Origin of the sequence: Blautia segnis (assembly GCF_014287535.1) — a bacterium.
GTDB classification, from domain to species: Bacteria; Bacillota; Clostridia; order Lachnospirales; family Lachnospiraceae; genus Blautia_A; species Blautia_A acetigignens.
This window is the reverse complement of the sequence record NZ_JACOOT010000010.1, coordinates 89,760-102,362: the sequence shown is the minus strand read 5'-3', so window position 1 is coordinate 102,362 and position 12,603 is coordinate 89,760. Positions and strand designations below refer to the sequence as shown.

General features: G+C 43.2%; 7 protein-coding genes and 1 pseudogene. 1 reads left to right on the top strand and 7 read right to left on the bottom strand.

Annotation, left to right across the window (positions count from 1 at the left end):
- Positions 1–58 precede the first annotated feature (58 nt).
- The 4 genes and pseudogenes from H8S54_RS04475 to H8S54_RS04460 all read right to left on the bottom strand — a co-directional run bounded on the left by H8S54_RS04475 (position 59) and on the right by H8S54_RS04460 (position 4,741).
- Positions 59–529 carry a nucleotidyltransferase domain-containing protein gene (locus H8S54_RS04475; RefSeq protein ID WP_117852434.1) on the bottom strand — a complete coding sequence of 157 codons (471 nt, stop codon included), beginning with the start codon at positions 527–529 and terminating at the stop codon, positions 59–61.
- 45 nt (positions 530–574) lie between these two features.
- Entirely contained in the window at positions 575–1,159 is a 585-nt protein-coding gene (locus H8S54_RS04470; RefSeq protein ID WP_186901015.1) for a sugar O-acetyltransferase, read from the bottom strand.
- 899 nt (positions 1,160–2,058) lie between these two features.
- Positions 2,059–3,417, bottom strand: coding sequence for a GntP family permease (locus tag H8S54_RS04465; RefSeq protein ID WP_186901014.1), 1,359 nt, complete (start codon positions 3,415–3,417; stop codon positions 2,059–2,061).
- A gap of 47 nt (positions 3,418–3,464) precedes the next feature.
- Positions 3,465–4,741 (bottom strand): annotated as a pseudogene (locus tag H8S54_RS04460) (mannitol dehydrogenase family protein).
- A gap of 374 nt (positions 4,742–5,115) precedes the next feature.
- On the opposite strand from H8S54_RS04460, the gene H8S54_RS04455 reads away from it, so the two are divergent.
- Positions 5,116–6,042, top strand: coding sequence for an ROK family protein (locus H8S54_RS04455; RefSeq protein WP_243176645.1), 927 nt, complete (start codon positions 5,116–5,118; stop codon positions 6,040–6,042).
- Between the two features lie 121 nt (positions 6,043–6,163).
- Here the strand turns inward: H8S54_RS04455 and H8S54_RS04450 are convergent, their stop codons facing one another.
- From H8S54_RS04450 to H8S54_RS04440, 3 genes are all read right to left on the bottom strand, one after another.
- Positions 6,164–6,688, bottom strand: a complete 525-nt coding sequence (locus H8S54_RS04450; protein ID WP_186901013.1) for a methylated-DNA--[protein]-cysteine S-methyltransferase — start codon at positions 6,686–6,688, stop codon at positions 6,164–6,166.
- A gap of 26 nt (positions 6,689–6,714) precedes the next feature.
- The gene (locus tag H8S54_RS04445; RefSeq protein WP_243176643.1) at positions 6,715–9,516 is read right to left on the bottom strand and encodes an ATP-binding protein; all 2,802 of its coding nucleotides are present in this window, start codon (positions 9,514–9,516) and stop codon (positions 6,715–6,717) included.
- 135 nt (positions 9,517–9,651) lie between these two features.
- Positions 9,652–12,564 carry a hybrid sensor histidine kinase/response regulator gene (locus H8S54_RS04440; protein WP_330600094.1) on the bottom strand — a complete coding sequence of 971 codons (2,913 nt, stop codon included), beginning with the start codon at positions 12,562–12,564 and terminating at the stop codon, positions 9,652–9,654.
- Between the last annotated feature and the right edge of the window lie 39 nt (positions 12,565–12,603).

The window sequence follows — 12,603 nt, the reverse complement described above, 5'->3', positions numbered from 1 at the left end:
ATTATGCTTTACTTATTTCAAAAATTTATTTCGATATGGATAGATCACATCTTGCAGTCTACAGCATTCTTTCAATCATGTCAGCTTTTTCGCTTCTGCCCATCAGCCGATAGTATTTACACCATAATTGTAGGGATTGCAAAGGAATGACTTCTGTTCCAAGCGTCATTCTTTCCACGATTTGTTCTTTGTCAAGAGAACAATCATAAACCTTCCCTTCGCTTACAATTGAAAATCCAGCCATAACATCAATATCTACAGAATCAATGATGAATTCCATAAATACCTTTGTACGATACATTGGATCAGGAGCAGAAACTGGTGCGTGAAGTTCTCCCATTTCTGATAAAATAGTCCGGACCTGTTCAGCATCATGAACAGAGACCATTAAATCAATATCATGAAATTCAGAAATAATCCCCTTAAAGTACAGCAGCATAGATGCGCCTAAAGCCCACTCTATATTTGCCTCATTAAATCGATGTGCAATTTTCTGTAGTAATTCGATTTTCTTCTGTATTTCACACATATAATAACCTCCCACTTGTATAGTTATCTGGATAAAATGTGTTTGTTACTGATTCCTACGGATCACTCTGCAGGGACTGCCTGCAGCAATCACATTGTCGGGAATATTTTTTGTTACAACACTGCCTGCTCCGATCACAACATTATCTCCGATGGTAACGCCTGGCAAAATAATAGCTCCGCCACCAACCCATACATTGTTTCCAATGATAACTGGTGCTGTTTGTGTTTTACAAAATTCAAATGATCCGTCTTCTTTAGGTATTCCAAAGCGATCTATGGCATTTGTCGGATGAAACGCCGTATAAATCTGTACGTTTGGTGCAATTAAGGCGTTATCCCCGATACGAATTACATTGTCGTCAAGAAAAGTACAGTTCATATTTACTTCACAGTTGTTTCCGAAATAAATATTGTTACCGTAGTCAACGTAAAAAGGAGCTGTTATCCATAAATTTTTGCCTTTTCCTCCAAGAAGTTCTTTCAGAATTCTTTCTTTTTCATCCGCATCTGCAGAATTTGTCTGATTATAATCTCTTACTAAATCTTTTGCCTTATGCCATTGTGTCAGCAGTTCCGCATCTCCACAATCATATAGTTCTCCTGCCAGCATTTTTTCTCTTTCTGTCATAAGTACCTCCATCTGATATCCAATGCACATAGTTTTTTAATAATACCACAAAAACAGGACTCATGCATGATTTTATACATGAATCCTGTTCTTATGAATAGTTTTTGCATCACATCGTTTTTGAAATTTCACTATCAAATTCTGTTTTCCCGATAAAAACTCTACAAATAGTCTTCTAATCGGTTTTTTCTTTGTCATAATAAATTGTAGCGGGATTTAGTGAAGCAATCGTTTGCAGGACGTGAGTTCACAATGTATATTCATCGCAGGTCGTCGCAACACTTCGCCGAGCTAACTGTCAACTGCGACTAAACATCTCAGGAGAGCCTTCGATGTTAAGTCTCCGTAGACAGTGGATCTCGTCTCCGTTAAGATCGCTCCTGGAATGACCTGCTCACGAATATACATTGCGAACTCACTGGTTACTGGTAAGGAGAATATGCTAAAACGATACTTCTTCACTGGCGTTGGGAGGGAATTCAGACAGATACACGTACTCTGAGGTTCTGCTGTTTCCAAGTGCAACCCGATGCTTATTGACTGGCATTAAAGGGAGTTTCAGCTGATGCACAGCCTCTGGACACCTGTTACTCCTAAGCAGGTCATTTCAGGTGCGTCCTTAGCCGTTAATTCACCGCTGTGCATTGCAATATTCGGATGTGCAGATCGCGGGAATAGTTTTCAATAGCCAGCGTTCCACCAGGTGTGCCGGGACAGACGATTGGCGAATTTCGGGAATTTGGCGAGTAAGCGACAGGTGGGGATGCACTGTCTGAGCCCGATAGGGCGAGTTTGCTTCCCCACCTGTCAATAGGCGACGGAGCCAAATCCCGAAATTCGTCATTGGCTGCCCCGGCACACCTGGAGGAACGCGTCCGTCTTGCTTCACTAAATTCATCTTAGGCAAACAGACTGATTACAATTGCACAGATCAGTCCTGTAAAGCCTATAATCGTTTCCATCATTGTCCATGATTTTAAGGTTGTCTTCTCATCTATCTCAAGCAGGGAGCTTACCAGCCAGAATCCGGAATCATTCACATGGCTGAATGCTGTTGCGCCTCCATTGATAGCACAGACCATAGCTGCCAGATAAACAGGAGATAATCCTGCCACTCCTGGCATAGCTGCCATAATACCGGCTGCCATTTTCATAGCCACTACTGCTGCACCTACTGATGCACGGATTAATGCTGCAATCAGAAATGCCACAAGCACCAGCGGAAGACCGCTCTTCTCCAGTGCCGGTCCGATGATGTCACACATACCACAGTCCTGCAATACCCAGCGGATAATTCCTCCACCTGTAATAACAAGCAAAATCTGTCCTGTGGGGCGCAGGGAACGGTCCATGATCTTCTTTAACTGTTCTCCGTCATAGCCATGCTTTTTGCCAAGAAAATACATGGCAGATAATACAGCTATGATCAATGCCACAAATGGTGTTCCGAGAAATTCCAGTGCAGGACGGATAGTATCAATTCCCGGAATATATGCAGAAAGTGTATTGCATAAAATTAAAACCAGCGGAACAAGGATAATACACAGCACAGTAGAGAATGCAGGAAGATTTGCTTCCTCTTCTTCCCTGACCTCCTGGATATTGAGCGGAAGTCCTGTATGAATACGGGTGCCGATAAATTTTGACCACAAAATCCCGGAAAAAATCAGAGAGAGAATACCAACCGGCACACCCACTGCAATCATAATCCCCAGATCCACATTGAGCATATTTGCAACAAGCACAGAGCCTGCTGATGGCGGAATAAATGCAAATCCTGTTGCAAGACCTGCCAATAAAGGAATCACATAATATAATGTGGATTTTTTGGTTTTTCTGGCAAGTCCGAATGCCAGTGGAATCAGAATCACAACACCTGCCTCAAAAAATACAGTTGTACCAACTACCAGTCCCGTGATTCCAAGTGCGATTCCGGCTTTCTTCTCACCAAACCTGTTTATCAGTGTCTGGGCAACACACTGTGCTCCTCCTGACACCTCCAGAATTCCTCCAAATAAAGATCCAAGTCCGATCAGCAATACGATTCCCTGCAGAGTTTCACCTGCACCCTTCTCTACTGTGCTGACCAGAGTCGGAATCGGCATGCCGGCTCCAAGCCCTATAACCAGAGCTGAGATCAGCAGGGATAATACCGGGTGAAGTTTAAACTTGATAATAAGCAGCAGTAACAATACAATACCTGCCGCTGCTGCGATCAACAGCCTTGATGGCTCAGCCGCAAATGCCGCTTCTGTCATTTTTATTTTCCTCCTGAAAATCAGTTATAGTCTCTGTCCGGCAAAAATCATCCAACATATTTGTGTATTGTTGCTCTTACAGCTCCAGGTCCTGCAAGCATCTCGCGGAACATATCCTCAATCTTCTCTCCCACACCAGCTTTATAAAGATCCGTAAAGAACAGGCGCTCATTGGAAAGAATTGGTTTTAGCTGATCTGTGAAAGTCTCAGGTTTACCTGCTGCAATATCCTTAAACTGTTCCTGAAGCTCCTCATTCATCGGATCCGGTGCAAGTTCAAATTTATTTCCTTCATCGTCTACACCAAGCATGTATCTGAGCCATCCTGCAATTCCCAGAGGTATAGCTGTCAGTCTGGAAGATTCACGGTGTTTCTGTCTGCCATATATACGCCAAAGCCTTTTTCCAGAGCCGGGCGGCCATTTGGAAAGCTGTCCTCAATTACCAGATACTGCGGTTTCTCGGCATTGACAAATGGCGCAATATATGTCTTCTTGCCTGTGATCACCGGCTGCATATTCTCAACCCCCATATTTTCAAGGTCTGCTGCAATCTGCTCACTTGGACGAGGTGTGATCTTGTCGATCATTGTCCATGGAAAAGCCACTACCTTCTCATCACTTATGTAGTTCACAAATCCCTCATCAACAAATCCTGCCTTCTTCCACTCTTCTGTCATTGTCAGAACGGACTCTCTAAGCTTTGCGCCATTTTGTGAACAGTTATCCATAGAAACCAGTGCAATCGGATATCTGCCAGCTTTATATCTTTCATAAAGCATTGCAACCAGAACTGCCATAGCACCACACGCCTTATCCGGTCCGTTCTTGATATCTGCCTCAACAAACGGGAACCATGTTCCATCCGCTTTCTGCAATGCATATCCTTTCTCTGTGATCGTAAAAGAAACCATCTGCAAGGATTTACTGGTAAAGATCTCCTTCAGCCGATTCCACTGTGCTTTATCAGAGGACTGTGCTTTCACTGCTTCTGCTAAGGCTCCAATCACTTTGTATTCACGTGTACCATCGCCATGCAGGGTTACACTTAATCCCAGATTGTCATAGGGATCATAAATCTTATCTACCACATCATAATCAAAGGTTTCCACACAGGTAATACCACGATCCAGAATTCCATCCTCCAGAAGTCCATCTGCAATCCCGCCGATAAATATGCGGAAAATATTTCCGATACCAAAATGAACCCATCCTGGTTCTTTCTTTGCTTTCTCAGAAACTGCTGCCACATCATAGCCCGGAAGGGTGATTCCTGCCTTATTCCATGCTTCCTGTTCCTTAATTCCATTCATTGATAACTTCATGTTATATCCTCCTAGTTTGTCTTCTTACTATACTTCTTTTTTGTTGTTATGTCTTTTACTTACGTTTATATCTCAATCGTAAGTTGAGTATATATCTTTTCTTTTTAAAAATCTATTGACAGAAATAATAATTTTCAAAGAACTTTTTTGTCTATTTTTACCATTTCAATGTGATTCCTTTGTATTGCTTTTTTTCGTTCTATGCTACAATAAGTTTGGAACTTAACATTATCTTATAACATAATCAGGAGAATATTATGAGCGAAAAGGGATTGACCAACATAAGTCTCAAAAAAATAAATAAATCAAAGGTTTACCAATATATTTACAGAAAAAAAACGACCTCCAAGCTGCAGATTGTTCAGGAGCTACAGATGGGTTTATCCACTGTCAGCCAAAATCTGAACCTTCTGGAGCAGGAAGGTCTTATAGAAAAAAATGGCTTTTTTGAATCCACCGGTGGAAGAAAAGCAAACGCCATTCAGATTGTGTCAGATTTCAAAATTTCCATTGGTGTCGGTATTTTAAAAGAAATGTTTCATATTACTGCTGTAGATCTGTATGGAAATGCTTTCTATACAGATACCATTTCGCATCCCTATTCTGACACACCGGATTACTATAAACAGGTTACAGACGCGATAAAGGAATTCCTTTTGTCACACCAGTATGACAATGACAAAGTACTTGGCATCTCCATTGCCACACAGGGCATCACCTCTCCGGATCATACTACTGTACTATATGGAGATATCATGAATAATGCAGGCATGAAGCTGGATGATTTTTCCAGATATCTTCCTTATCCCTATTATCTGGAGCATGATTCCAAATCGGCTGCATTCCTTGAGCTATGGAGGCATCCAGAGCTCGACAGTGCTGTTATCATCCTGCTGAACCGGAATCTGGGCGGCGGTATCATCACTAACCATCAGATTCATCAGGGACTCTCTATGCACAGCGGAACCTTTGAACATATGTGTATTAATCCTGATGGGCCACTTTGTTATTGCGGCAGCCGTGGCTGTCTGGAAACCTACTGCTCTGCCAATGCACTGGAACAGGCTGCAGGTATGCCCATCAAAGAGTTTTTCCCTCTTCTGCGCAAAAAAAAATCCCCCCAGATCATGCAGATCTGGAAAGATTTTTTAAACCATCTGGCATTTGCCATGAAGAATCTTAACCTTATTATCGATGCACCCATCATCCTCAGCGGCTATCTTGCACCTTATTTTACAGAGGAGGATATTGATTATCTGACAGAGCGTCTTCACAGGGCTGCACCATTTCATGCTGGATAAGGCACAGATACTGGTGGGTACTAATGGACAGTATACACCGGCAATCGGAGCTGCCTTGCATTATGTGGAGGAATTTGTTCAATCGATTTAAACGAAGCTGCATATAGACCATAGCTTCCGGTCATCTTTTCCCCGGAACAAACAGATGGCTCATATCCGTATGCTCCAGTTCAAGCAGCCATATTTTTTTGGCAATTCCTCCTGCATACCCTGTCAGGCTTCCATTTGTGCCTACTACGCGGTGGCAGGGAATGATAATCGAAATTTCATTATGTCCGACAGCACCGCCAACTGCCTGTGCAGACATTTTGGAAAGTCCCTGTTTTCTGGCAAGCCGGTGCGCAATTTCTCCATAGGTTGTGGTCTGTCCGTAGGGAATCTGCAGGAGGATATCCCATACAGACTGTCGAAATACAGATCCCATCGGATGCAATGGCGGAAAAAAGTCAGGTTCTTTACCAGTAAAATAAATATCCAGCCAGTGTTTCGTTTCGGAAAGAACCTGCGTTTCCTGAGACTTGTGTTCCTCTGGCAGATTGTCGGCAAAGTATTTTTCTCCTTCGAACCATAGTCCGGTCAGTCCAATTTCGTCTGCTGCCAGCAGAATCTCTCCAAGCGGCGATTTATAGCGGCAAGTATATACCATATTGCCTGTTCCTTTCAGAAAACATATTATTTGTAAGCTTGCTGCCCTATGATTTCCACCAATGTGGGCAGCAGATCATCAGCCTGGATCGGCTTTGCTATATGGCCATTCATTCCGGCAGCAGCAGCCTCTCTTTTATCTTCTTCAAATACATTCGCAGTCATTGCGACGATGGGTATACAGGCCTTATCCTGGTCTGGCAGGTGCCTGATTTCCTGTGTTGCCTGATAGCCGTCCATTTTGGGCATCTGAATATCCATGAGTATCATATCATAGGTTCCCGCAGGCATCTTTTTTATCCTGTTTACACACTGAATGCCATCTTCCACACGTTCTGCTTTAAGGCCGAAACGCTCGAGTATTGCCACTGCAATCTCTGCATTCAAATCATTGTCCTCTGCCAAAAGGATATTCTTTCCTGCAAGGATTTCACTGCCTGTTCCAGGAGTTTCAACGTGCATTTTTTTATAATAGCCTTCATCTGCTATCCGGTGTTTTAGTGTAACGGTAAATATACTGCCCTTTCCAGGCTCACTTTCCACATTTATCGTTCCGCCGAGGAGCTCCACATATTTTTTTACGATTGACATTCCAAGTCCGCTTCCTGCGATTTTGCTTTTTGTGGTGTTTTGCTCACGTGTGAATGCCTCAAAAATCCTTGTCAGATACTCCTGACTCATACCGATTCCTGTATCGCTCACACTGGTCCTCGCAATCATGTACCCAGGCTCATCGCATGGCAATTCATCTACGTTTACCGTAACAGAACCACCGGATGGGGTATATTTTATGGCATTGCTCAGGATATTGGCAAAAATTTCTTTTACCTTGGTAATATCTATGAGCACATGCTCATGCTCTACATTCACTGTGTAATGAAATGCAATATTCTTTTTCTTTGCTTCATCATCAAATATTTCCAGCAAAGTCTGCTGGATCTCTTTAATCTGACCATAGCTCTCATCAATCTCCATCTTGCCGCTCTCAATCCGGGCCATGTCAAGTACATTGTTCAGGATTGACAGAAGAAGATTTCCGGATTGCTTCAGCTTCTTCAAATGATCTAAGGTTTCAGGCAGCTCTTTTCCTTTCAGTTCATCCTCCATAAGCTGTGTATAGCCCAGAATTGCATTCATAGGAGTACGGATGTCATGGGACATGTTGTGAAGAAAGCGGGTCTTTGCAAGGCTGGCATCCTCTGCTTTTTTCAGAGCGATTTCCAGCTTGTCATTAAGCTTTTGTGTATCACTTGCCGCAAGCATTGCCACTGCTTCTGCTTTCCTTGCTTTTCTTAAAAGCATGAGGATAATGCCGATTATGCTAAGTGAAAATAATCCTGCAGTGACAAAAACAGCAAGCATATTGTCTTTTATAAAGTCATAAAATGTTACCTTATCTGCTGTACTGTCATAGATAGCAAGGGCACTTGTAAGCATGCCAGAGGGCATGGTCTTCAAAGTTTTGTTCAGTATGGATAAAAGGGGACCCTCTCCGCCTTTTACTGCAAAGCATGCCTCCATTGTTTTGGTAAGGGGAACACTTTTGAAATCTCGATTGTTATCGTATTTCAGTGCCTGACTGGTTCCCAGAAGAAAACAGTCTGCTTTTTCATGGGTGACCATATCTGCCGCATCGGCAAGCGAATCGTACTCAACCAGCTTCCAATTGGGATAACTGAAAATAATATGCTGTTTTAAGGCTTCTTTTTCCTTTGGCACAGCTACTGTATGCACTTCATTCTCATTAAAGTATTTCTCATCCGTTACTGCCATCATGCTGTAGGTCCAGGCTGTATTGGTAAGTGTATAGCCTTTTTTTTCTGCAAAATCAGGATTTCTGCTGGCATAAAAGATTGCATCAATTTCACACTTCTGTAGCGCCTGGAGCATTTCGTCATAAGCATCATATGCCTGTATATTAACTTCTAACGTCTGATTTCCCAGACAGTCCTTGGCATAAGAAATATATTCTGCCAGCGTGCCGGTAAGCTTTCCGGTCTCTTCATCCATGGAAAAAACCGCCGGAGCATTGTCCAAAAAGCCGATCCGAATGTCACCATGCTCTTTTAGCCATGACTTTTCTTTTCCTGTAAGGCTCTGACTATAATCAAGGGTAAAATACTTCTTATACAGATCAGCCTTAAAAAAAGGACTATTTTGATCCAGCTGAAGCATAGCAAAATCAAGCTCGGCCTTGATATCGCTGCGCTCTTTATTTATTGCAAAATATATGCCTGCTTTACCAATAGTGGTAACGGATGATATTCCCTGTTCAGACCAGATGGATTCCTCCAGCGATACAAAGCAATCGATCTCATGATTCGCTAATTTCTTTTCTACATCTTCATTATTATTCACATTTACATGCTCTGTATGTATGCCGTTTTTATTTTCCCATTCTGTCAGCATGATTTCAGGCTCTGTACCTAAGAGCACACCTACCCGTTTCCCGTCCATAGACTTGAAATCAGATGTTTCAATATCCGTGTGTGATAAATCCGCATAGAGGATATATTTTTCCTCACCCATAGGCTCCTCTGAAAAGAGCATCCTTTGTGCCCGTTCATCGGTGTAAGAAATATCCCCCATCACATCAATCTCACCATTTTCAAGCTTATCAAAACAGTTGGACCAGTCACATTTCACATACTCAAACTTCCATCCGGTATAGCCTGCCAGAGCCTGCATAAGTTCGTAGCCAAATCCTCTTCTGATACCATTTTCATCCACATAATCAAAGGTATCCTCAAAGGAGCCCATGCGGATAAGTTTCTGCTGCGCCACTTCCTCCTGACCTGCCATCTGTGGCTGCTTTTCATCATGATTCATTTCAGCAGCCAGGCAACATACTGACAATATCATCCACATTCCCAAGGCCAGAAATATCCCCGCGCATAGTGCGGCTGATTTTTTTCTGCTTTTATACATTGTTCTTTTCTCCATAGCTTATCGGATCATTAACCGTCACAGATTCTTTAAATTATTTTGTAATGCACAGATCAATTCCTCTATAACAATAGGCTTGGATAAAAATCCATTCATACCACATTCCAGAGCTCTTTTTCTGTCCTCATCAAAGGCATTTGCCGTCATGGCAAGGATTGTGATTTTTGCCAGTGCAGGCTCATCCAGTGCACGGATCTGCTTGGTGGCTTCATATCCGTTCATTACCGGCATCTGCACATCCATCAGCACCAGATCATAATCCCCTGGTGCTGAATTCTTAACCTTCTCCACCGCCTCTGCTCCATTTTCTGCGGTATCAACCAGAAAGCCATATTCTTTAAGGATTTCCACCGCAATTTCGCTGTTCAGTTCGTTGTCTTCCACAAGCAGTATGCATCTGCCTCTGAAATCTGAGCCTGCTGCCGGAAGGACTGCCTCTTCTGCCTCTGCCTGCATCCGACCGATAGCAGTCATTAAAGTCTCTCTGATATCTGACATAAACAAAGGCTTCGCACAAAATGCAGTTACCCCTGCTGCCCTGGCTTCTGCTTCGATATCGGACCAGTCATAAGCAGTCAGGATGATGATCGGCGTATCGTCACCAAGGCTGCGGATCTGGCGTGTGACCTCAATTCCGTTCATATCTGGCAGACGCCAGTCGATAATATAAGCATGGAATGCATCACCCAGTTCCAAAGACTGCCTTGCGCGAAGAACAGCCTCCTTGCCGGAAAGTGTCCATTCGGAACGCATTCCAACCTTTACCAGCATCTTTGTTACACTGTCACAGGTATTGAAATCGTCGTCTACAACCAAAGCCTTAAGGCCTTCCAGCTCTGCGATTTTTTCTGTATGGTGGTGCTCAGGCTGAATCCTGAATGGCAGACAGACAATAAATTCAGTACCTTTGCCCTGTTCGGTCTGAACCTCAATGGTACCACCCATCATATTCACGATATTCTTGGTAATGGCCATGCCAAGTCCTGTACCCTGAGTCCTGCTCACAGTGGAGGTCCGCTCCCTCTCAAAAGGAGAAAAAATCTTCTGTACAAATTCCTGGCTCATACCGATTCCGTTATCCTTTACCCGGATCTCATACAGCTCACTGCCTTTTCGTGTCCCCGGATACTGTTTCAGCCGGACAGAAATGGTTCCCCCTGCAGGAGTAAACTTAACCGCATTGGACAAAAGGTTCAGAAGCACCTGGTTCAGCCGCGTCTTATCACAATAGACATCCTCATTGGTAACATCCATGGCATCCATGTAAAGCTCCAGCTGCTTCGCATGGATCTGTCCGCTGATAATCGTCTTCAGATCATGAAGCACATCCGACAGGCTGACCTCCGTTTCTTCCAGCTGGATCCTTCCGCTCTCAATACGGCTCATATCCAGAATATCATTGATCAGTGAAAGCAGATGGTTGCTGGAGGAAAGGATCTTTCCAAGATAATCCCGTACCCTTTTCTGATTGTCAATGTTGCTCACAGCCAGGGTGGTAAAGCCAATAATCGCATTCATTGGGGTCCGGATATCGTGGGACATGTTGGAGAGGAAGGTACTCTTTGCCCGGCTTGCAGTCTCTGCAGCGCGAACTGCCTCAGAAAGTGCCTGATTCATTTTCCTGTCAGAGGTACGATCCGACATAACCAGGATATATTTCTTTTTTCCGTTTACCTCGCTGCACATTGCAACATTATGGAACCAACGCTGTTCCCCTGTTTTCTGATGAACGTATTCAAAATCCCCTTCCTGCTGTTCATGAACCTGGATTCTCTCCAGATAACTCTTCTCCGGAGCTTCAGATGTCCCGGAATGGAGTTTTCCCAGAATACAAATATCCTTGCGGATCTGTTCTGCAGTAATACCCAACAGCTTTTCCACATTCGGGCTGACGTAATCTGCCTTATATGTTTTTGCATCCAGCATCAGAAAAACGTCATCCACATTCATTGACAGCTTCTGAAACAGCTCATCCCTGTACAGGATCTCCGTATCCTTTTTCTTAAGATTTATCCTGCCCTTTTGAACAATAAGGCTGATAAGAAAGGCAGCAATGCAGAACACGACTGCGCCGACAAGGAGAAGCGTACTAAGCTGCAGGCTGTTCATACTGGCATTGACAATATCAGCCTTTACAAGTCCCAGAAATACCCAGTCCTGAATATCCGATTTTTCATAGACCAGATAATAGTTACTTCCATCCAGATTTACCAGCATCGCATCTGTATGTCCCTCCTTAAACTTCTCTGAAAGTTCAAGAATCTCTTTTTCGGACATATCCGAATGCTCTCTTAGAACACCCAGGAAATTATAGGCAGTTCCCCATGACTCAAGGGAATGGTCCACCACAACACGGCCGTCCGGATGAACAACATAGCTCTTTGCATTTCCATTAAAAGCGGAAATATCCAGTACATTTACAATATCCGCGTTTTCATAAGCAATGGCAATGGCATCATATTCGAAATCCTGATAGGTTCCATGAGCCTTTGGGCTGACAAAAACAAGCATCTGGGATTTTCCGGGAACAACTGCATTTGTGATCACGTCATTTCCCTGCTGGATCTTATTTTCAAAGTTTTCCTGTAATCCAAGATACCCGGCTTCACCTGATACCATCTTATAATCACCGTCAGCTGACAGAAAATAGAAATATAAAAATCCGGCATCCTCCTGTGCTTTCTCTATATAATCACGGATTTCATCTTCGCTGGAGGTATCCTTCAGATACTCCCCCCACATATGAAGATATGTCAGATTCTTATTTGCCAGTTCCCGCAGCATATTATCAGACTGATGAAAAACCTCTGTCAGATGAGAAACACTTTCCTCATAAACTGTTTCAGACACAAACTTAAAATATTGGGAAACAGTCAAAGCGATTGCGAGAAAGGCAGCTATAAAAGCAGCCAGCCTGAATCGTTTTCTCATAATAGTTTTCTTTCTGTTTGTTTTATGCTTCTTAATATT

Coding starts and splice junctions, on each gene's coding strand:
- H8S54_RS04475 (WP_117852434.1), bottom strand. CDS start 529: ATGTGTGAAATACAGAAGAAAATCGAATTACTACAGAAAATTGCACAT.
- H8S54_RS04470 (WP_186901015.1), bottom strand. CDS start 1,159: ATGACAGAAAGAGAAAAAATGCTGGCAGGAGAACTATATGATTGTGGA.
- H8S54_RS04465 (WP_186901014.1), bottom strand. CDS start 3,417: ATGACAGAAGCGGCATTTGCGGCTGAGCCATCAAGGCTGTTGATCGCA.
- H8S54_RS04455 (WP_243176645.1), top strand. CDS start 5,116: ATGGGTTTATCCACTGTCAGCCAAAATCTGAACCTTCTGGAGCAGGAA.
- H8S54_RS04450 (WP_186901013.1), bottom strand. CDS start 6,688: ATGGTATATACTTGCCGCTATAAATCGCCGCTTGGAGAGATTCTGCTG.
- H8S54_RS04445 (WP_243176643.1), bottom strand. CDS start 9,516: ATGAATCATGATGAAAAGCAGCCACAGATGGCAGGTCAGGAGGAAGTG.
- H8S54_RS04440 (WP_330600094.1), bottom strand. CDS start 12,564: ATGAGAAAACGATTCAGGCTGGCTGCTTTTATAGCTGCCTTTCTCGCA.